The 21,106-nt window shown below is 47.3% G+C and carries 17 protein-coding genes; 15 read left to right on the forward strand and 2 right to left on the reverse strand.

The window, feature by feature from the left end; all coding sequences use genetic code 11:
• Positions 1–87: 87 nt before the first annotated feature.
• The gene (gene rnz / locus ASG81_RS27185) at positions 88–1,029 is read left to right on the forward strand and encodes a ribonuclease Z (RefSeq protein WP_056642072.1); all 942 of its coding nucleotides are present in this window, start codon (positions 88–90) and stop codon (positions 1,027–1,029) included.
• A 34-nt stretch (positions 1,030–1,063) separates the two neighbouring features.
• On the opposite strand, the gene ASG81_RS27190 is transcribed toward rnz, so the two are convergent.
• Entirely contained in the window at positions 1,064–1,675 is a 612-nt protein-coding gene (locus tag ASG81_RS27190) for an SdpI family protein (RefSeq protein WP_056642074.1), read from the reverse strand.
• A complete protein-coding gene (locus ASG81_RS27195) occupies positions 1,672–1,959 on the reverse strand; it encodes an autorepressor SdpR family transcription factor (RefSeq protein WP_056642077.1) in 288 nt (95 codons plus the stop codon). The genes ASG81_RS27190 and ASG81_RS27195 overlap by 4 nt, the downstream gene beginning before the upstream one ends.
• 202 nt (positions 1,960–2,161) lie before the next feature.
• Here ASG81_RS27195 and ASG81_RS27200 point away from each other — a divergent pair, with 202 nt between their 5' ends.
• From ASG81_RS27200 to ASG81_RS27265, 14 genes are all read left to right on the forward strand, one after another.
• The gene (locus ASG81_RS27200; protein ID WP_056642080.1) at positions 2,162–4,447 is read left to right on the forward strand and encodes a DEAD/DEAH box helicase; all 2,286 of its coding nucleotides are present in this window, start codon (positions 2,162–2,164) and stop codon (positions 4,445–4,447) included.
• Positions 4,444–5,751: a ribonuclease H-like domain-containing protein gene (locus ASG81_RS27205; protein ID WP_056642082.1), complete on the forward strand. Its 1,308-nt coding sequence runs from the start codon at positions 4,444–4,446 to the stop codon at positions 5,749–5,751. The genes ASG81_RS27200 and ASG81_RS27205 overlap by 4 nt, the downstream gene beginning before the upstream one ends.
• Before the next feature lie 136 nt (positions 5,752–5,887).
• Entirely contained in the window at positions 5,888–6,700 is an 813-nt protein-coding gene (locus ASG81_RS27210; RefSeq protein WP_056642085.1) for a TIGR01457 family HAD-type hydrolase, read from the forward strand.
• 39 nt (positions 6,701–6,739) lie between these two features.
• The gene (locus tag ASG81_RS27215) at positions 6,740–7,555 is read left to right on the forward strand and encodes an Fpg/Nei family DNA glycosylase (RefSeq protein WP_056642091.1); all 816 of its coding nucleotides are present in this window, start codon (positions 6,740–6,742) and stop codon (positions 7,553–7,555) included.
• A 43-nt stretch (positions 7,556–7,598) separates the two neighbouring features.
• The gene (locus tag ASG81_RS27220; protein ID WP_056642094.1) at positions 7,599–7,940 is read left to right on the forward strand and encodes a cyclic-phosphate processing receiver domain-containing protein; all 342 of its coding nucleotides are present in this window, start codon (positions 7,599–7,601) and stop codon (positions 7,938–7,940) included.
• Positions 7,941–8,897: 957 nt separating this feature from the next.
• The gene (locus ASG81_RS27225; protein WP_235549051.1) at positions 8,898–9,914 is read left to right on the forward strand and encodes an SAM-dependent methyltransferase; all 1,017 of its coding nucleotides are present in this window, start codon (positions 8,898–8,900) and stop codon (positions 9,912–9,914) included.
• A gap of 121 nt (positions 9,915–10,035) precedes the next feature.
• Positions 10,036–11,790 (forward strand): cache domain-containing sensor histidine kinase, encoded by a 1,755-nt coding sequence (locus tag ASG81_RS27230; RefSeq protein ID WP_056642100.1) that lies wholly within the window; start codon positions 10,036–10,038, stop codon positions 11,788–11,790.
• Entirely contained in the window at positions 11,783–13,339 is a 1,557-nt protein-coding gene (locus tag ASG81_RS27235; RefSeq protein WP_056642103.1) for a response regulator transcription factor, read from the forward strand. Before ASG81_RS27230 ends, ASG81_RS27235 begins: the two co-directional genes overlap by 8 nt.
• Before the next feature lie 116 nt (positions 13,340–13,455).
• Positions 13,456–14,793, forward strand: a complete 1,338-nt coding sequence (locus tag ASG81_RS27240; protein ID WP_056642106.1) for an ABC transporter substrate-binding protein — start codon at positions 13,456–13,458, stop codon at positions 14,791–14,793.
• 91 nt (positions 14,794–14,884) lie between these two features.
• On the forward strand, positions 14,885–15,784 hold the full coding sequence (locus tag ASG81_RS27245; protein WP_056642109.1) for a carbohydrate ABC transporter permease: 900 nt from the start codon (positions 14,885–14,887) through the stop codon (positions 15,782–15,784).
• A gap of 2 nt (positions 15,785–15,786) precedes the next feature.
• Positions 15,787–16,623 carry a carbohydrate ABC transporter permease gene (locus ASG81_RS27250; RefSeq protein WP_056642511.1) on the forward strand — a complete coding sequence of 279 codons (837 nt, stop codon included), beginning with the start codon at positions 15,787–15,789 and terminating at the stop codon, positions 16,621–16,623.
• A 33-nt stretch (positions 16,624–16,656) separates the two neighbouring features.
• Complete coding sequence (locus ASG81_RS27255) at positions 16,657–17,688, forward strand: glycoside hydrolase family 88/105 protein (protein ID WP_056642514.1); 1,032 nt, start codon at positions 16,657–16,659, stop codon at positions 17,686–17,688.
• Between the two features lie 143 nt (positions 17,689–17,831).
• Positions 17,832–19,457, forward strand: a complete 1,626-nt coding sequence (locus tag ASG81_RS27260) for a serine/threonine-protein kinase (protein ID WP_056642112.1) — start codon at positions 17,832–17,834, stop codon at positions 19,455–19,457.
• Between the two features lie 85 nt (positions 19,458–19,542).
• Positions 19,543–21,099 (forward strand): ABC-F family ATP-binding cassette domain-containing protein, encoded by a 1,557-nt coding sequence (locus ASG81_RS27265; protein WP_056642115.1) that lies wholly within the window; start codon positions 19,543–19,545, stop codon positions 21,097–21,099.
• Positions 21,100–21,106 lie beyond the last annotated feature (7 nt).

Raw genomic sequence — 21,106 nt, forward strand, 5'->3', positions numbered from 1 at the left:
AGCGTTCGGTAATACGAGCTTAAGAGGGCTCTTCGTTTCAATTCGGCAAGTGATGCAGCAGCCGCTATGAGTGAGGTGGACGAGATTATGAACATGTGGTTTTTGGGGACGGGTGCAGGCAGGCCCTCCAAGCATCGGAATGTGACTGCAATGGCGCTGCAGCTTCCTGAGCCTTGTAACAGCTGGTGGTTATTTGATGCAGGAGAAGCTGCGCAGCATCAGATTATGAGAACGCCGCTGAAGCTTAACAAGCTAGAGGCTGTGTTTATAACACATTTGCATGGTGATCATATTTACGGTCTGCCGGGCTTGTTAAGCAGCCGTTCATTCGATGGCGGGGTTACTCCCGTTCAGCTTTATGGTCCGACTGGCATAAAGCGCTTTATTGATACGATATTTGACATAAGCGCTACTGGGCTGGACTATGAGCTAAACATCCATGAGATAACAGGCGATGAAGGGATTATTTATGAAGATGAGCGCTTTAAGGTGGAGGCCCTGCAGCTTGAGCATCGCGTAACCAGCTTCGGCTATCGTATTACAGAGCATAATCAGCCTGGAAAGCTGCTTGTGAATAAGCTGAAAGAGCTTGGCATAGAGGAAGGGCCGCTGTACGGAAAAATCAAGCAGGGACATCCGGTTACGTCTCCGAACGGGTTGATCGTCCGGACGGAGGATGTTACCGGACCCGCACATATCGGCAGAATTATTACGGTGCTTGGGGACACTAAGCCATGCGATAATGCGTTGAAGCTGGCAGCCGGCGCCGATTTGCTCGTTCATGAAGCGACCTTCGCCGCAGGCATGGAGGAGAAAGCGTATGAGTTCGGACACTCAACTTCGGCAGATGCGGCAGAAACGGCGGCAAAAGCTAAGGCGAAGCGCCTGGTCATGACACATTTTAGCGGAAGATACAGCAATGAGGATTTGAGTCAGTTGGAAGCGGAGGCTACCGTGCGTTTTCATGCAGTAACGGCGGCAAGGGATTTCATGCATATCGAAATTGAACGTGCTTCGCAAGAGGAATAAAGCAAATACGCGAGGGCAACCTCGCGTATTTGCTTTATTTGTTGTCTTTACTAAAGTGAAACGACAAATATACGGAAGCGAGGACGATCAGGACGATAATGCCAAAGAAGATGATCATTTGATATGGTGCAGGGACAAATGCGGCTGCGATCAGAAGCAAGCCGCCATACACATAAAACTTGGCCGCTGCTTGATGCGTTTTTCTCCAAACGGTCTCGTTTGCAAGCGTTTGACTTGTTTTTATGCCGAAATAGCTATTTGGCTGAAAGCGCGGCATATAATTACCTGTAACTGCAAATATAAGGCCGACCATAGGCAGGATGACTTTTACGATATTGATTTCTAACCCATAGCCAAAGGCAATCGTGACACTGTGCAGAACAAGGAGGCTGAGCAGGACGATATTTTGAACAATCAGCATACTGGGCTTGTGTTTGTTGTAGTTTTGCTTTCTGGGAAGTATGACGATCATGAGGACCATTAACGCCGGCAGAAGCAAAAGTGCAAATGCTTTATGCGCCAATCCATTGACTTCGTTGGTTACATTCCAGTGAATAGCCATTTGCTCTGGTAAATCGGGATAGGTTACGATGCTCGCGATGACGGCAATGGCAACAATGATCCAAGATAATACGCTCGATTTCATTCGGCTTCATTCCTTTCGGTTCCGTTATGCTGAAAGGGAATGATCCATTTCATTAAATCTTGGAAGACGGTCGTATGAAGCGAATAATAAATATGCTGCCCTTGTCGTTCATCCCATACGAGATCCGCTTGCTTCAAAAGGCTGAGATGATGGGAGATGCTCGGTTTGGTCATTTGAAAGTGGTCTGCAATTTCTCCGGCTGTGAGATCGCGCTCGCGCAATAAATCTAAAATTTTACGTCTAGTCGGATCGGAAAGCGCTTTGAAGGCAAGGTTGATTGACATCTAAGCCGTCCTTTCGAAGTTAACTTTCAACTTTTTAGAAATTTAGGTAATTGTCTAAATATATATTCTCTAGTTAATATAGCCCAGCCTCTATCTAGTGTCAATTCACTGGACGCCATCTATTTTGTTAAATTAAATTGCAGCCCGAACATGTATTCTGTAAAATATAAAGAAACGTATGTTTGATGGGAGAGGGACGGTCATGAACCGGTTTACAGGTAAAACCTCCGGCTTGGAGGAATGGTTAGAGCAGGTTCGGCTAAACACCGAGATCATGGACAATGTGACGCACTGGCGGACCATTTCTCCACGTGAGGCGCGTACCGCTCCGCTGCCGGATGGACTGCATCATGCATGGAAAGAAGCGCTGCGTTCCCGGGGAATCAGCGAATTATATACGCATCAAGCTGAAGCATACCGCGCCGCGCGCGCAGGACATCATGTAGTTGCCGTAACGCCGACCGCTTCAGGAAAGACGCTCTGCTACAACCTGCCCGTCATGCAGTCACTGCTGGAAAACGAAGAGGGCAGAGCGCTCTATTTGTTTCCGACGAAAGCGCTGGCTCAGGATCAGGTAGCTGAGCTGCAAGCGCTCGCCGATCTAATGGACGTCGGGATTAAGACGCATACCTACGACGGCGACACGCCTCCAACTGTACGAACGGCCATTCGAAATGCCGGACATATCGTAGTCACGAATCCTGACATGCTTCACTCGGCGATATTGCCGCATCACACGAAATGGGTCAAGCTATTCGAAAATATTAAATTTATCGTTATCGATGAGGTTCATGCTTATCGCGGGGTGTTCGGAAGCCATGTAGCAAACGTCATTCGCAGGTTAAAACGAATATGTAGGTTTTATGGTTCGACGCCGCAATTCATATGCGCCTCCGCCACGATCGATAATCCGCAGGAACATGCGGAGCGTCTAATCGGAGAAAAGGTTGCGCTTGTAGACAACAACGGCGCTCCGATGGGGGAGAAGCATTTCGTATTTTATAATCCGCCCGTTGTGAACAAACAGCTCGGGATCCGTCGAAGCAGCGTGCTAGAGACGCGCAAGCTTGCCGGCTTGCTGCTAAAACAGGGTGTGCAGACGATTGTATTCGCGCGCAGCCGCGTCCGGGTTGAGCTGCTGCTTACTTATTTGCAGGAACTGATTCGCGATAAGGTGAATGACAAATCGATAAGAGGCTACCGCGGCGGCTATTTGCCAAAATTACGCAGAGAAATCGAGCGCGGCTTGCGGTCCGGAGAAATTCGCGGCGTTGTCAGCACAAACGCGCTGGAGCTCGGCATTGATATCGGTCAGCTGCAGGCATGCGTGCTGAACGGTTATCCGGGCACGATCGCCAGTACCTGGCAGCAGTCCGGACGCGCGGGCAGAAGGCAAGAAAGCTCCATCACGTTTATGGTCGCCAGCAGCAATCCGCTCGATCAGTATATGATTCAGAACCCGGACTTCTTCTTTAACCGGCCGCCTGAGCGAGCGTTAATCCACCCCGATAACCTGCTCGTGCTCATGGATCATGTGAAGTGCGCGGCCTATGAGCTTCCTTTTGAAATAGGAGATACGTTCGGCTCGGAATCACTTGAGGACATGATGGAGTTTTTGGTGGAGGAGAAGGTGCTGCATAAGGCAGGCAGCCGCTGGTTTTGGATGGAGCAGTCCTTTCCCGCGCATAACATTTCCCTGCGGTCGGCCGCGCAAGAAAATTTTGTCATTATTGACAACACGAACGACAGCCGGGTTCTGGGCGAGGTTGACCGCTTCAGCGCTCCGACGCTTATTCATGAGGAAGCGATCTATATACATGAAGGCGTCCAGTTTCAAGTTGAGAAGCTCGATTATCCGGAGAAAAAGGCTTATGTTCGCGAGGTTAATGTTGATTACTATACGGATGCCCATTTAGCGGTTGATCTGAAGGTGCTCTATGTCGATAAGGAGCGGGAGTCAGGCGAGCTTATCAGACAGTATGGAGAGCTGACGGTAAATGCAAAGCCGACTATTTTCAAAAAAATAAAGCTTCGCACGCATGAAAATATCGGATCGGGCCCTATTCACCTGCCTGAAGAAGAGCTGCATACAAGTGGCTACTGGTTCTCATTCAGCGAAGAAGCAGCAGCCCGCAAAAGTAAAAACGAGATGCAATTTGCCCTGCTGGGCATCGCTAACGTACTCGTGCACATCGCGCCCCTCTATTTAATGTGCGATCCTTTCGACATTCGAGTGGTACCGCAGGTAAAGGCCGTACATACGCAGAAGCCGACGATCTACTTCTATGACCGTTATCCTGGCGGCATCGGACTCAGCGAGCGATTGTTTGAAGTGCATGATGAGCTCATTCGGCAAGCCAAATCATTGATACGCTCTTGTACCTGCTTAAGCGGCTGTCCGGCCTGTGTCGGTCCTATCGAAGAGGTCGGTCTTCTTGGAAAGCAGCAAGCGCTGGAGCTTCTGAATGAAGCGGAGGGTAATCGATGAGCGGTATGCGCGATAGAATGAATCGATTGCGGGGAGACAGCTCGGAGAAGGTTAAGGAGAAGCAGGCTGAGGCAACAGCCTTTGCGAATGAGCTTCAGCAGGATCCATTGCTTGAAGAGGATGAGGATTGGCTCTCACCCGTGTGGGAGACGTTCGACGTAAAGCTGCATAAGAATGCAACCGGAAGCTTCCTGCTTCGGAAGATTGTATATGCAAGTGATTTTCACCATGGTCATCATGTCATAAAAGAGCTGCACGAGGCGGCGCCGGGCTTATCAGCTTTTCATCCGGCTTCTCAAACGGCTGCCGAGCAAATATTGTTTCTTGATTTAGAAACGACAGGTTTAGGCGTTGGAGCCGGGAACGTTCCTTTTATGATCGGCATAGGCTATATGTCGAAGGAACATTTTGTTATCGAGCAAACCTTGATTAGACATCCGGCAGAAGAGAGAGCGATGCTCATTTATTTAGCGGAGAAGCTGCAGCATTACACTTTTCTGGCGACGTACAACGGTAAAGCCTTCGATTGGCCGCTTGTCCAAAATCGCTTCATTATGAACGGGCTAGGCCGTAAAATGTGGGAGCCGCAGCATCTCGACTTTTTACATCCCGCGAGATCCGTATGGAGAAATACGCTAGTCTCCTGCAAATTAAGTCATGTCGAGGAGGAAAGGCTCGGTATTCACCGCGAGGATGATGTACCGGGCTCTCTGGCGCCTCAGCTTTATTTTCAATATTTGGCGAATGGGGATCCTGCACCGCTTGAAGGTGTATTTCGTCACAATGAATCGGATATGCTCTCCCTTGCATGCTTGGCCATTCGATTTGGACACTTACTAAATGGCAATATAGATTCATTTATTCCGCTGCCTAATGAGCCGGAGGAAATGGTCCGTACTGGACTGTGGCTGGAGCGAATGGGCAAAAACGAGCTGCCTTATCAATTGTACAATCTGGCTATGGAGTCGGATCACGCGAATCCATCAACGCTTCTCATGCTTGCGGCTCGCGACAAGAAGGCTGGAAATTGGATTCGTGCTGTGTTATTGTGGCAGAAGGCTATTATTCATTCCTCGTCTAATTTTGGTACGGCAGCACATGAAGCGAGCATCGAGCTTGCTATGTATTATGAGCATAAACGCAAGGATTACGAAACGGCATTAGGGTACGCGAACTTAGCTTTTGAGCATACATTAAATCATTCTACGCTCGTTCGCCGGGATACCAAAAACAGAGCAGAGCTTGAGGCGCTGCGCAATCGAATTGCGCGGCTGCGGCGCAAGACGGAAAAACAAATACAATAAACAGGATTTTAAAAATAGAACAAAGGCGTAAAACAGACAGTTGCAACTCTATATAATGGCTTAACTTTTAACGGAAAACGTTAGCTGAGTCACCAAATTGCGGCAACTGCCGTTTACGCTTGGGAGGATTACAGCTATGACAGGGAAACAAACTGCAATGCGGGGCTTACTTATTGATCTTGATGGTACATTATATCATGGCACGCATCGCATCGACGGTGCTGACGTGCTGATTTCTTACTTGCGACAATCTAAATTTCCTTTTCGTTTCGTGACGAACAACTCATCATCGACGCCTGAAGAGGTTGCGGAAAGGCTGTTGAAAATGGGCATTCCCGCCGCTGCCGAAGAGGTATGCACTTCCGCACAAGCGGCTGCGGAGCATATTGCGGGACTAAAACCAGGAGCTGCTGTATTTGTAGTAGGGGAAAATGGTTTAAGAAAGGCTGTGCAGGAGTCTGGCTTATTGCTGACGGAAGATCAGCCGGACTTTGTCCTGCAAGGAATAGACCGGTCATTCACGTATGAACGCTTAACGAAGGCGATCCGGTATATTCATCGCGGAGCGCAGTTCATATTGACGAATCCTGACCTGCTGCTTCCATCCGGCGACGGGCTCATACCGGGTGCGGGCTCCATAGGAGCGATGCTGAAGGCTGCGGGAGGCAAGGAGCCTGTTCTGATTGGCAAGCCCTCATCTATTTTAATGAACTACTCTCTAAGAGAGATCGGTTTAAAGGCTGACGAAACGTGGGTAGTCGGCGACAATATGGCAACGGACATCGCTTTTGGCGAGGCTGCCGGGTGTGGCACAATACTTGTATTAACAGGACTTACGACGGCTCAAAATATCGATTATTACATGGAACAGGCCGGCTGTAAGCCAAATATCGTTTGCGAAAACTTAGAAGAGCTTCGTTCGTATATTTCTGACCATAGAGAGATATAAAATAAATGAAACGGAGAACATAGGAAGGAAGCGAGCTTCATGCAGGAATTACCGGAACTGGACATTTATCGGGCTTTATTAACGGAGCAATTCGCAGGAGCCCAGATTACCGGTATTGAGATATCGAATGTAAAGGCTTTTCAAGCTGACGAGGAGCAAGTACAGCGAGATGTTGTTGGAAAAGTAATTTGGTTTGTTGAAAGACGAGGCTTACATTTATTGCTGCATATGGACAATGGAAAGCGTCTGCTGCTGCATTTGGGGCAAGGAGCTTATTTGTATAAAGGCAGCGAAGCTGACAAACCGACGCGCACAGCGCAAGTGAAGCTGTATTTTGGCGATGTCATATTGTTTTGCTTAGGGCTGCGAGCGGATGATTTGCAGCTTTTAACGGTGAAGGAAGTCGAGGAGAAGCTTGGACGTTTTGGACCGGATGTTTTTGATAAAAGACTGACGGTCGACCGCTTCATCGCGCGTTTTGCCAAGAAACGCGGAGCGATCAAAACCGCTTTAATGGATCAGAATGTAATTTCGGGTATCGGAGCCATATATTCCGATGAAATTTGTTATGCTGCGGCCGTGCGCCCCGATGCAAAAATTCCGTTGTTTGAACGTGAGACTTGGGAACGCCTATACGAAGCGATGCATAGTATATTAAATGAAGCGATTTCACAAGGCGGAGCGGGAGTGCAGCCTTTTGCCGAGGGGGACAGCTTGACAGGCGGACATCACGACCATTTTAAAATTTACGACCGTGAGGGTAAAATTTGTCAGCGCTGTGGCGGCGTAATCGAGAAAATAGACATTTCTGGCCGGAAAGCATTCGTTTGTTCAGACTGCCAAAAGGATCAGTGATATAGCAAGCTTTGAATCTTATGGTTGAACGGGGGATTCATTCATGATTCATGTTTATTTAGATGATTATCGTTTATGTCCAAAAGGTTTCGTTTTGGCAAGCAACGCGGAAGAATGCAAGCAGCTGCTTGATCTCGAGACAGTCGGAATTCTGTCACTCGATTATGATTTAGGATGGGCTCAGCCTACCGGCTACGAAGTGGTTCGCCATATCGTAGAGACTGGCCGTTACCCGGAGCAAATCTACCTACACACCTCGAGCGCAGCCGGCCGCATGCAAATGTACGACATGTTATCAACAAGTGCGCCGGCCGAGACCCGGTTATACAATGGCCCAATGCCGGATTCGCTATTAAATGAAATTGCTGGAAGACCAAACCTATAAATGAAATAACCAAACCTTTAAAGGCGTTTCGAACCCACCCAAACCCTCCCTTCCAAGGGAGGGCCCCAAGGGTTGCACCCTCTGGACACCCGCAACTGGACTAACGTGGGAGGTGGACAGGTGCTCAAAGGGCTGCGTTAGTATAGGAGCGCTCGTCCCTTCGGGATACGCTTGAATTGGAGACCGTGAGGGTCACTTGAAAACCGAGAAACGTTTGAGGAACATAGTAGTGGACAAGCTACTTATAGCGGATGGAACGCTTTCTTCCCACTTGGACACGTTTTCAGGCGTGTGGATTAATTTAGTTGCATTTCGTGAAACTATTGGAAGGTACACTTAAAAATGTGTTAGTTTAGTTGCCATTCTCGAAACTAAACCGGTTTTCAGATACTTCCTCGAAATAGCCAGGTTTAGTTTCACGAATTGTAACTAATTCAGCTATAATGCATGCAATGGACAAATTAAGTTCATGAATTGAAACTAAATACGCAACCATTTTAAAAAGTAATCTCAACAGCTCTAAACAAAGCGTGTCCCGAAGGGATGAAAGCGCTCCAAGCTCAAGCGTAACAATCAATCACCACACCAACTTGATCGTTACTCAGGTTTAGGTGTTCAAGTAACTCAATTGGTACCGATTTAAAGCGTGTCCCGCAGGGACGAAAGCGCTCCTAAACTAACGAAGCTCGCGAGCACCTGTCAACTCCGACGTTATTCCATTTGCAGGTGTCCAGAGGGTGCAACCCTCGGAGCCCTCCCTTGGAAGGGAGGGTTTGGGTGGGTTCGAAAAGCCTTTTAAGGTTGGTTATATGCCCTTCAGGGTCTGAGGTTTTAATTTAATGTTTGGGTACAGGTGTACAAGCCCTCACAGATTTGGGGTATAACCCCTTAAGGGGCAGGGGGGCAAATCCCTTTTAGGGACCCAGGGTAATTCATATACGAAAGAGGTTTAAACACGTGAGTCAATGGATCGGAACAGCAAATCAAACTTATGCACCATATGCAATGGAAGAGCTTCGGAAGCTGATCGAGGGTGCATCATTTACGCAGCTGGCGGCAGGTGAAGTGTTTTTAATGTCGAGTCCGCAAAATCGGGAAGAGACGCAGCAAGCCATTCGTCAGCAGGAGCCGATCTTTTTACGGCATGTGCAGCCGGTGGACCGGACGATCGAAATTGCTGGAAATGCGAATGATTTAGAGCAATTGTCAGAGATGGTGCGTCATGCCGTGCTGAGCTTTGAAAATAAACGAGTTGGCGTCCATATTAGACGTCTATCAAAGTCAGAGTTTGTTTATTCGGCTGCGGATACGAAGGCTGTGATTGATGCGGTGCTGGAAGAGATCGGTGCGGAGCCCGTTGTGCAACAGCCGGAGATTATCATTGCGATTTATGCTGCGGTCAATCAGCTTTATGTTGGCTTCGGAACGCCACCCGACATGCTGTCGGATTGGCCGGGTGGAGCGGTTCGCTTCCAGCGTGAAGAAGGACAGGTATCACGTGCTAAGTTCAAGCTGCTTGAAGCGGAGCGGGAATTCGGGCTTAATTACGCCGGGTATCGGAATGCGCTCGACGTAGGCGCAGCGCCAGGCGGCTGGACATCACTTCTGCTGGAGCGTGGATTGCGGGTAACCGCTGTCGATCCTGCAGAACTACATCCATCCTTAATGGCCTATCCGACGTTAACCTATTTAAAACGTAATGCTTCGGAAGTAAAGTTTAATGCCAGCTCGTTCGACTTACTCGTCTGCGATATGAGCTGGAGTCCTATGCTGATGTGTAAGCTTGTGCTTGATCTGGAGCCTGCCCTTACGAAGGGAGCAACAGCAATCATTACGGTTAAGCTCATGCACCGGAAGCCGCTTCAAACGATCCGAGACGTCATTTCAAGACTGTCAACCGAATTCACGCTTCAAAAAGCGAAGCAATTGTTCCATAACCGGGAAGAGATTACGCTATATTTGATCAAAAAATAACGCTAGCCGCCCTCGCCTTAAGGCAGGGCGCTCTTTCTTCTTCTATCGAAAAGGAAGCATACTTACTTACTTACTTACTTACTTGGCGTTTGCTGTTAACGCTTGAAGGAGGCTTTTAGCGGTGCCCAACTTGAAAGCGCTTTATACAAATTTGCGGATCAAGTACAAAATGTTTGTGTTAATTTCTGTCATTATGCTCGTTGTAGCCGTACTTGCGATAATCATCCAACAATATGCGTTCGATTTTTATGATCAGGAAATTTACAAGCAATCTTCCAAGGCGCTTAGCTTATCTTCAATTAGCATCGAGAACGAACTAAAAAAGATGGAGAAGCTGACGTTCATGTTAGCGACGGACTCAACCATTCAAAAATATTTGAGATCGATTAAGAGCGGCTTGTCTGATTACGATAACTATGTCGTTCAATTGACGGTCAAGGAACGAATGGTTAATATCGGAGCGCTAGATAAATATGTACTCTCTGCGCAGCTTTATGACGTGAACGATAATGAATACGCAGTAGGGGCCAACTCGATTACGGTGTATCCGGATCGTTTGAGCGTGTATAAGAAATTAACGGCGGTAAATAAGGGGGGGAATACTTGGATCGCTCCCTACAGCAACGATAAGTCTTTGATTGCCGCGCGAGAGGTGCGTTCATTCCAGCAGCTGAAGCTGGATTACATTGGTACATTAGCGCTTCGTATCGATATGGCCAAGCTATTTCACGACTTAGCTAAAGGCATGAACAGTAATGACGCCCAGCTGATCATTATGAAAAACGATGAAGCTGTTTATCCTGAAGCATCCGCATTTCCAATTGATACGTTGTCGGCGCTGCCTGGCGATGAAGGCTACAAGGTCATTCGTTACGAAGGCAAGCCGTATTTCGTTACTTATATCGCATCAACGTATACCGATTGGACCTATTATACGTTAATTCCGTTCGATGATATCTTTGACCGCGTTGCAAAGGTGAAAAATACGATTATTGTTATTTTCATCGTGTTGTTTGTCGTCATCCTCATCATTGCCGTCGGATTCGCTAACGGTATTACGGAGCCTATCGAACGATTGAACGCTAAGATGAAGAGGGTGCAGCTCGGTAATTTCGAGTATAACGAAGAACCGAATGAGAGAGCGCTCGCGATGGATGAAGCCGGTCAAATGCATCGTAATTTCCGCATAATGGTCGAACGAATCAATGAGCTTATACATGAAAACTATGTGAAGCAGCTTACGATTCGCGATACGGAATTTAAGGCTCTCCAAGCTCAAATTAATCCGCATTTCCTGTACAATACGTTAGAATCGATAAACTGGTCGGCCAAGCTAAACAATCAGACGCATATTTCCCAAATGGTCGAAGCATTAGGCTCATTGCTCAGAACCTCGATCAACCTGAAGGAGCCGCTCATTCCGCTGAGCAAGGAGCTTGACATCATTAATCACTATATCACCATTCAAAAATACCGATTCGAGGAACGGCTGGACTTTCAGGTCGATATGCCGGAGAAGCTGCTGCATTGCAGTATTCCTAAGCTTTCGCTGCAGCCGCTCGTCGAGAATGCGATCAACTACGGGCTTGAACAAATGATTGACACCTGTATGATAAAAATTCATGCTTATGTGGAGAATGGGTTGTTATACATCGCGGTAGAGGATAACGGTCCGGGTATGGAGGAGCCATTTGTCGCTCAGCTATTGAGCGGCCAAGTAAAACCGAAAGGCTCAGGCTTAGGCTTAAAAAATATTGAGGACCGCATAAAGCTTCTTTACGGCGAAACATATGGTCTGAAAGTTGAGAGTGAGCTAAACGGAGGCACGAAGGTCACGCTGATGCTTCCTTACGAAATGAGGGATTCCGATGTATAAGGTGCTGCTTGTAGATGATGAGCGGATAATTGTCGAAGGTATTTCGCGCAAGGTGAATTGGAATGCGTATCACACGGAGCTGGCGGGAACAGCTCGGAACGGACTTGAGGCGATGGCTTTTATAGAAAGCCATCTGCCGGATATCGTCATTTCGGATATCAAAATGCCAGGTATGAACGGGCTGCAGCTCGTCGAGAAAGTATCCGAGAAATACCCGCAAATCGCTTTTATTTTATTATCAGGCTTCAGTGAATTTGATTATGCACGTTCTGCGATGCAATTTGGCGTCAAGCACTATTTGCTTAAGCCATGTAACGAGAATACGATTACCGATGCGTTGACCGAGGTCATTGCTGAGCTCGAGAAGCAGCATACGCAAGAAAGCTTCATGCTCAATATTCAGAAGGAATTGTCCAAGGTGCTTCCTCATGCGAAGGAACAATTTTTGAAGGAGCTTGTAACAAATAAAACCTATGGTCAACGCGACTGGGACGACTATGGAAACCTGTTTCATATTACGGTAGAAAATGATAACGTGCAGCTGCTTTTGTTTCAAATCGAGGGACAATTTGAATTCGAGCATATGTTCGCAGTCAAAAACATCGCGCAGGACGTACTCGGCAAATCGATTGTGCTCCTCAGCACGACGATAGGGAAGCATGTGCTGCTGCTGATTAAGGAGATCGTGGAAGCTGACGCTTTATTTGCTCAGTTGAATGAAATTAAGCAAACCTTTTCGACTTACTATAAGCTGGATGCTACTGTGGCGGTTAGCGATGCCGGACAAATTATTAATGCCCGCAAAATGTACCGCGATACGCTGGAATGCTTAAACTACCAGTTTTATTTGGGAGAAGGCAGCATCATCACGCAAAAGGATGTCGAAAGAGGCGACGATAGCTCGCATAAGCCTTTCTTTTACGATGAAGAGCCGCTTTGCATGCATGTTAAATCGGGTGACTGGTCGTTTGTACAGACCGAGCTGGAAAACTTTTTTACATTGCTGGCTGATAGCCGGATGGATACCCAGCTGTCTATGTCTTATGTCATTCCGTTATATATATCGATTGTACGGCAAGGAAATCCGGAGGAAATTAACGATTACTTAAAAAAGATCGCCAGCTTCGATCAATTTTTCACACTGCGGGCCACCCAGCAATTCGTGACCGAAAATGCTGAGCAAATTTGCTTGAACAACTTCCAAACGCATACCAAAAAGCACTCCTCCATCATTCATAAAATGATTCAAGTGATTGAAGAGCATCTTTCGAATCCGGATTTATCGCTTAACTGGGTAGCGAGTGAGATTTTGTATATGAATGCCGACTATTTAGGCAAGCTATTCAAGAAGGAAACAGAAGAGAAGTTCTCTAACTATGTCATGCGTTTAAGGATGGACAAGGCGATGGAGGAAATCGAAAAAACCGGCGATGTGAAGGTGTTTGAGCTTGCCGAAAAATTCGGTTTCGGAGACAATCCGCAATATTTTAGTCAGGTATTCAAAAAACATACAGGATTCACCCCATCGGAATACAAAAGGTCGCCATAATGGCGACCTCTGTTTTTTTAACAAAGAAAGCGGTTTTTTTAATTCCGGCAATTCGACATCGGGCCTATAATAAGGCTTGTAAACAACATTTAAGAGTCTGGAAGGGGCGTAACACAATGAAAGCACCGAAAAAAATGCTTTTACTGCTCATGGCTTTTGCACTCGTTCTGGTAAGTGCTTGTAGCGGCAATAACTTAGCTAATGGAAATACAGCTAATTCCACCAACACCCCGAAATCGGGTAATGAAGTAAAAGAGGAGACGGACGAGAAGCCGGTCACTCTGCGTATCGCTTGGTGGGGCGGACAGCCTCGTCACGATTACACAATGAAGGTTATCGAAATGTACAAAGCAAAAAATCCGAATGTAACGATTGAAATGGAATATGCGAACTATGATGATTACTGGAAAAAGCTGGCGCCTCAAGCGGCTGCGAACGAGCTTCCTGATATTATCCAAATCGATACCCAAAACTACTCGCAATATGCCGGCAGAAATCAACTCGCTGATTTGACTCCTTTCCTAGGGAACCAAATCGACGTTAGCGATATTAGCCAAAATGCGATTGACGGCGGTAAATTGGGCGACGGTCTATACGGCATTAACCTTGGCGTAAACGCGCTAGGCCTTAACTATGACCCGGCTCTTCTGAAAAAAGCAGGCATCAATTCCATCCCTGAAAACTTCACTTGGGATGACTACGTTGAAATGGCCGGCAAAGCAAAAGCAGCAGGTCTTTACTTCGATAACGGTATGCGCGCAGAAGTGTTTTTCGGCTACTACCTCCGTACATTAGGCAAAACTTTGTTTAATGCAGAGGGTACCGGTCTTGGCTATGAAGACGATAAAATGTTTACGGATTTCTTCGGAATGCTGGCTAAACTGGTTATTGACGGCGCAGTACCTTCACCGGATGTGCTTGCTCAAATCAAAGGAGCGGAAGACAGCCATCTCGTACTCAATCAAGGAATTGGCGTATGGCAATGGTCCAATCAATATGTCGGCCTGCAGCAGGTTGCTAACCGTCCGCTAGCGATCGCTCCAATGGTTGGCCCTAATATGGAAAAAGGTTTGTTCTTGAAGCCAAGTATGTTCTTCTCCGTTTCTGAAAATTCGAAAGCAAAAGAAGAAGCAACTAAATTTATCAGCTTCTTCGTAAATGATATCGAAGCTAATAAGTTGATTTTGGGCGATCGGGGCGTTCCGGTTTCGGCTAAAGTAAAAGAAGCGCTAAAAGCGGTTTCCACTGAAGCTCAAATTCAAGTGTATGACTATGTTGCCTGGGCTGAAGCAAACAGCTCCCCAATGGATCCTGCTGATCCGATCGGCTCTGCTGAAGTGTTCAAATCGTTGACTAGCCTTGCAGAGCAAATGAACTACAACAAAATCAAGCCAGAAGAAGCTGCTAAGAAATTTAGAGACGAAGCTACCTCCATTCTTAAGAAAAACAAGTAATAGAACTTGATCAGATGCGATGGTTGGTCGGCAGATCGGCCGTCGCTCTTTCATAACTGGCATGGAAGTCTTCGTATAGGAGTTGGAAAAGATGAAATCGCTATCACTCAAAAACAACTTGATCGGTTACACGTTTATTAGCCCATTCGTTATCGGGTTTCTAATCTTCACATTGATTCCAGCAGCGGCATCATTATATTTTTCGGTTACGGATTATGATCTTATGTCGACACCATCCTTTATCGGATTAGAAAATTATTCGGCCATGTTTACCGATGACTCCAAGTTCTGGGCATCGCTTAAAGTAACCTTTCTGTACGTATTTATCGGCGTTCCGCTTCGACTAGCCTTTGCATTATTTATCGCAATGATATTAAATACAGCCTCGAAAGCAATCGGGTTCTATCGGACCGTTTACTATCTTCCTTCCATTATTGGCGGAAGCGTTGCAGTATCGATTATGTGGCGCAATCTATATGGTGACGAAGGAGTCATAAACATTTTTCTGAATGCACTCGGTTTAGATAGCGTGAGATGGTTTGCCGAACCGGCAGCTGCGCTCTGGATGCTCATTACGTTGTCGGTATGGCAATTTGGTTCTTCGATGCTAATTTTTCTTGCAGGCCTTAAAAACATTCCGCCAGAATTGTATGAAGCATCGAACGTGGACGGAGCCGGTTCTATTATTCGCTTCTTTAAAATCACATTGCCTATGCTCAGCCCGATCATACTGTTTAATACGATCATGCAGACAATCGGAGCGTTTATGACATTCGTTCCGGCTTACATTATTTCCAAAGGGGAAGGCGGTCCGCTGGACGGCACGCTGCTCTATTCACTTTACTTATTCCGCCAAGCATTCGTCTATTTTGATATGGGTTATGCTTCAGCAATGGCTTGGATCATGCTCATTATTATTGCGATTTTAACGGGAATTTTGTTCGCTACATCCAAAAAATGGGTGCATTACGAGTCGAAAGGCGGCCATTAATGATGACATTAAAAAAACTGAAATGGCCTATCTACCATATCTTTGTCGCCGCACTCGCATTAGTGATGGTTTATCCGGTATTGTGGCTGCTGATGAGCTCGTTCAAGCAAAGCAATCTGATCTTCGCAACGGCGGATTCGCTTATACCTCAGCCGTGGATTTGGGAAAATTACAAAATCGGTTGGATCGGCATTGCAGGTCAATCATTCGGCAATTTTATGATGAACTCGCTCGAAATCGTTATTTTGTCAACGATCGGCGCTGTATTATCATCGGCTTTTATCGCGTTCGGCTTTGCAAGGCTTAACTTCACGGGTAAAACGTTCTGGTTTGGCATTATGATGGTGACGCTCATGCTTCCGCATGACGTCGTGCTGGTACCGCAATATATTTTATTCGCCAAGATCCACTGGCTCAATTCCATCAAGCCAATCGTTATTCCGCAATATTTCGGCATTCCGTTTTTCATCTTTTTGCTCATCCAGTTCATTCGGACGATTCCAAATGAGCTGGACGAAGCAGCGACGATCGACGGCTGCGGAAAGTTCCGTTTGTTTTTCCGGATTATTTTGCCGCTGGTTGTACCGGCGCTAGCCACCGCTTCTATTTTCTCCTTCTACTGGCGCTGGGAGGATTTGCTCGGTCCGGTCCTTTACTTGAACCGTCCCAGCTTGTACCCCGTATCGATGGGACTCAAGATGTTCCTCGACAGCGATACGGTCTCAAACTGGGGAGCGATGTTCGCGATGTCGATCGTCAGCTTGGTACCGGTGCTCGCTATATTTTTCGCCTTTCAGAAGTACATCGTTGAAGGGATTAGTACAAGCGGATTAAAGTAGAAAATGAATGAATCAGGGGAGAGGAAGATGGAAATGCCGCAGCTTCAATTTGACGAGAATCATATTCGTGACGTTATCGATCGTGTAGTAGACCGTACATTTAGAATGGACTTTAGTTGGGATTGGCCGGGAGGAGTCGCTTTTTACGGAGTGGCGGAAGCCTATGAAGCAACGGGAAACGAACGCTACATCAGGCTGCTGCAGGGATGGGTTGACGAGAAGCTGGAAGACGGACTGCCTAAGCTATCCGTTAACGGCGTGTCGATCGGACATGCGCTGATCTCCCTTTATAAGGCAACCGACGATCAAAAGTATTTGGATGTCGCCATTCAAATGGCTGAGTACTTAAAACATGACGCGGTTCGCTTCGCTGACGGAATTTTTCAGCATACCGTAAATTCGGAAACGTATAATTTCCCTGAGCAGGCATGGGTAGATACGATGATGATGGCCGGTTATTTCCTCGTGCGGATGGGACATTTGCAAGGCCGCGCCGATTATTTGGAGGATGGCTTAAAGCAGTATCACGGCCACGAGCATTTTCTGCAGGATCCTGTTACGAATTTGTATTACCATGGCTGGGATCATATCGCGCAAAACCATATGTCCTCCATCTTCTGGGCACGCGGCAACTCATGGGCTGCGCTTACGATGGCTAAAGCTTTGCCTCATATTGCCGTTCAGCATCCGTCGTTTATGATCATTGAAGGCTCAATGCGGGATCAGCTAAGCACGCTCGTTCGCTTGCAAGCCGACAATGGATTATGGCACACCGTATTAAACGACAATACGTCCTACCACGAAACTTCGGGATCGGCGGGGATAGCGACGGGCTTGTTCGCTTTTGGTTCGTTGTACAACAAATATATTCAACGGTCGATCGAAGGCATTTTAAGTCAAATTACCGAGGATGGCTCAGTGCTGAACGTATCCGCCGGAACGGCTGTCATGAATGACTTGGAAGGCTATCGCGACGTGGCGCATAAACGCGTGCAGGGATGGGGGCAAGGCCTTGCTCTAGCGTTTCTGGCAGAGCTGCTCCATTCCAAAAAACGTGTATTTTAATAAATCGGCAGATTGTTAAAATGCCCGAAAATATGGTAAAGTAGCACTAATAAATATGAAATCAGGAAAGCATCCTGATGCCGTTTGCAACGATACAAACGGCGTCGGGATGCTTTTTTTGTTTAAGTTTAGGAGGGGAAAGCATGGAAAGCTCAGATAGGCCGTTCGCGTATTACCCGAATGGAACGGTGCTCGGCGGACGTTACCGTATCGTTGGCATATTAGGGCGAGGCGGTATGGGGGTTGTGTATGCCGCCGATGATTTGAAGCTTGCGGGCAAGCTCAGAGCGGTTAAGGTGATTGCGCCAATGCCGGGAGGAGGCGGCGGCAGGTATGCTGGTGAAGCGAATATGATGATGAAGATCAGCCATCAGCATTTGCCTGTCATCGTCGATTATTTTCCTCCGCATGAGCAGGGCTGTGAAGTGCTCGTCATGGAATATATAGACGGCCACACCATTGCTGAGCTATTTCGCTCAAGCTGCGCGGGGCTGACGTTTATGCAAATCGTCCATATCGGTTTACAGCTTTGCTCCGCGCTCAGCCATTTGCATAGTCATTTGCCGCCCATTATCCATCGTGACCTGAAGCCGACGAATGTCATGATCGACAGCAAATGGCATGTCAAGCTGATCGATTTCAGTATTTCGCGGCAATTTAAAGCAGGACAGCAGCAGGATACCGCTCAGCTGGGAACGGTTGGCTTTGCAGCGCCGGAGCAGGAGGGGACAGGGCAAAGCGATGAAAGGACTGATATTTATGGGCTTGGTGCTCTCCTCTATTATATGGCTAGCGGCGGGATCATTTATAAGCGGACAGGCGGAAGCAGAGGCGGGCATGAGCCGTTCACACATTTGCAGAACGATATTTCAAATGGCTTCAAAGTTGTTCTGAGCCGATTGCTGCAGTCAGATCCGCAATTGCGATATCGGTCCATGCTTGAGGTAGAGGAGGCCATTAAGCCATTTTTAACGCCTCTATTACCCGATGATCCTTTGTTTGCGAATACCATAATAAATATGCGGCGTCCGGAGACCCGTCGAATACTGATTTGCGTTCTGTCTTTAGCTCCGGGAGCAGGAGCAACCTTTCTATCGCTTACGCTTGCAGCTATGCTAGGGCAGCAGGGCATTTCCGTTACGGCAGCCGAATATGAACATGCCAGACCGGAATGGCATGTTTGGTTATCGGGACGTAAGTGTTTAAGGAAGGACGGATGGGAGGAAAGGATAGCGCTGGACAGACGTTACGCTCATTATAAACAAGAAGAGCGGTCTGTGAATTGGTTTTCGCTTCTATCCGGTACAAATTCCGAGTCAACGCATGATGAGCAGCGATTTGAACAAATGCTTCGGCATGCAGGAGGCTTGGTCAACCTGATCGATTTATCCGCGAACTGGCATGAGCCGGATGCTCACCAGCTTCTGAAGCAAGCACGACTCGTATTTGTTGTTGGTGATCCCTCCGTCGCCAAATGGCAAGCGGATGAATTAAGACAGCTTAACTCCCTAAGGCAAGAGCTGCAAGCGTCGGGCGGGAAATTGAAATTTATCGCGAATAAGGATCTTTCTTTTCGAGGCAGAAACGAATGGTTATCCCTTTTCCCGGAGCGGCCGCATGCTATTGTGCCAAGACTGCCGGAGGAGACCATGCTGACGCTGCAATGGAATGGCCGATGGGCTGCGGATGACGCCCGTCTAAGAAAGCGGCTGGATCAGGCGCTGCTGCCTATTTTTAAGCTCCTTTACAAGGAAATAAACACAGATTGACCGTTTTTGTGGTACAATGATACGGGCAAATCGAGTAATTTGCAGTCTTTGATTAAGTTGTATACATGAATGGAGATAAAAACAAATGAGTTTGTTAACAGTTGAGCAATTATCACATACGTTTGGCGATCGCGTACTGTTTAGAAATGTATCTTTCCGTTTGCTGGAGGGGGAGCATGTCGGGCTGGTTGGCGCGAACGGTACAGGGAAATCCACGCTTATGAATATTTTGACAGGAAAACTGTTGAAGGATGACGGCAAGGTGGAATGGACGCCCCGCGTTCGTTATGGTTACTTGGACCAGCATACGAAGCTAGAACCAGGCAAAACAATCCGAGACGTTTTGAAGGATGCGTTTTTGCCATTGCTTGAATTAGAAGAGGAGCTTAACCTTATAGCTGCGCAAATGGGTGATGCCGATGCGGATACACTGGATCAGCTCTTAGTCCGTATGGGCGAAATTCAAGAGGAGCTTGAGATCGGCGATTTTTATTTAATCGATGTGAAGGTCGATGAGATGGCAAATGGTTTAGGACTTAATGCAATCGGTCTTGACCGCGACGTAACGGCGCTTAGCGGAGGACAACGGACGAAGGTTCTGCTCGCCAAGCTGCTGCTTGAGAAGCCGGGCGTCCTATTGCTCGATGAGCCTACGAACTATTTGGATGAAGAGCATATTAACTGGCTGACTAACTATTTGAAAAATTACCCGCATTCCTTTGTTCTTATTTCACATGAAACGGGCTTTATGAACCAGGTCGTCAACGTTATTTATCATCTTGAATTTACGAAGATGACACGTTACTCGGCTAATTATGAGAAGTTTCTTGAGATGTCTGAGCTGAACAAAGCGCAGCATATCGACGCCTACGAGAAGCAAAAGGATTACATTAAAAAACAAGAGGATTTCATCCAGCGCAATAAAGCGCGTGCTTCGACTTCCGGCCGTGCAAAGAGCCGCGAGAAGCAGCTTGACCGCATCGACCGCATCGACAAGCCAGAGGAGGCAGCAAAGCCGACCTTTAATTTTAAAGAATCCAGAACGAGCGGCAAGACCGTATTTGAAGCAGACGGCATGGTTATCGGATACAATAAGCCGCTTCTGCCTAAGATGGATATGGTGATCGAGCGCGGCGATAAGATTGCTATCGTTGGCTGCAACGGCGTTGGTAAATCAACGCTCCTCAAGTCGATTCTTGGTGTTATTCCTCCGCTTGCAGGCAAGACCTATCTTGGTGATTATTTATCTTCTGCTTATTTCGAGCAGGAAGCTAAGGCTCCAACGATGACTCCGCTGGAGGACGTATGGAATGAGTTTTCCTTTATGAACCAGCATGAGGTTCGGGCTGCGCTTGCCCGCTGCGGCTTGAAGAACGAGCATATTACACGTGCGCTGAATCAGCTTAGCGGTGGAGAGCAGGCGAAGGTTCGTCTCTGCAAGCTGATGATGCGCGAGAGCAACTGGATTTTGTTCGATGAACCGACGAACCACTTAGACATCGTCGCCAAAGCGGAATTGAAACGAGCGCTTCAAGCCTACAAGGGTACAGTCGTTCTCGTCTCTCACGAACCTGATTTTTATGAGGATTGGGTAACAAAAACGTGGGATGTAGAAGCTTGGTCGATGCAAACCCAGAGGTGATGGATAA

It is taken from the genome of Paenibacillus sp. Soil522 (assembly GCF_001428245.1).
Lineage (GTDB): Bacteria > Bacillota > Bacilli > Paenibacillales > Paenibacillaceae > Pristimantibacillus.

Coding starts and splice junctions, on each gene's coding strand:
- ASG81_RS27190 (WP_056642074.1), bottom strand. CDS start 1,675: ATGAAATCGAGCGTATTATCTTGGATCATTGTTGCCATTGCCGTCATC.
- ASG81_RS27195 (WP_056642077.1), bottom strand. CDS start 1,959: ATGTCAATCAACCTTGCCTTCAAAGCGCTTTCCGATCCGACTAGACGT.
- ASG81_RS27240 (WP_056642106.1), top strand. CDS start 13,456: ATGAAAGCACCGAAAAAAATGCTTTTACTGCTCATGGCTTTTGCACTC.
- ASG81_RS27235 (WP_056642103.1), top strand. CDS start 11,783: ATGTATAAGGTGCTGCTTGTAGATGATGAGCGGATAATTGTCGAAGGT.
- ASG81_RS27210 (WP_056642085.1), top strand. CDS start 5,888: ATGACAGGGAAACAAACTGCAATGCGGGGCTTACTTATTGATCTTGAT.
- ASG81_RS27265 (WP_056642115.1), top strand. CDS start 19,543: ATGAGTTTGTTAACAGTTGAGCAATTATCACATACGTTTGGCGATCGC.
- ASG81_RS27215 (WP_056642091.1), top strand. CDS start 6,740: ATGCAGGAATTACCGGAACTGGACATTTATCGGGCTTTATTAACGGAG.
- rnz (WP_056642072.1), top strand. CDS start 88: ATGAACATGTGGTTTTTGGGGACGGGTGCAGGCAGGCCCTCCAAGCAT.
- ASG81_RS27260 (WP_056642112.1), top strand. CDS start 17,832: ATGGAAAGCTCAGATAGGCCGTTCGCGTATTACCCGAATGGAACGGTG.
- ASG81_RS27205 (WP_056642082.1), top strand. CDS start 4,444: ATGAGCGGTATGCGCGATAGAATGAATCGATTGCGGGGAGACAGCTCG.
- ASG81_RS27250 (WP_056642511.1), top strand. CDS start 15,787: ATGACATTAAAAAAACTGAAATGGCCTATCTACCATATCTTTGTCGCC.
- ASG81_RS27245 (WP_056642109.1), top strand. CDS start 14,885: ATGAAATCGCTATCACTCAAAAACAACTTGATCGGTTACACGTTTATT.
- ASG81_RS27255 (WP_056642514.1), top strand. CDS start 16,657: ATGCCGCAGCTTCAATTTGACGAGAATCATATTCGTGACGTTATCGAT.
- ASG81_RS27200 (WP_056642080.1), top strand. CDS start 2,162: ATGAACCGGTTTACAGGTAAAACCTCCGGCTTGGAGGAATGGTTAGAG.
- ASG81_RS27220 (WP_056642094.1), top strand. CDS start 7,599: ATGATTCATGTTTATTTAGATGATTATCGTTTATGTCCAAAAGGTTTC.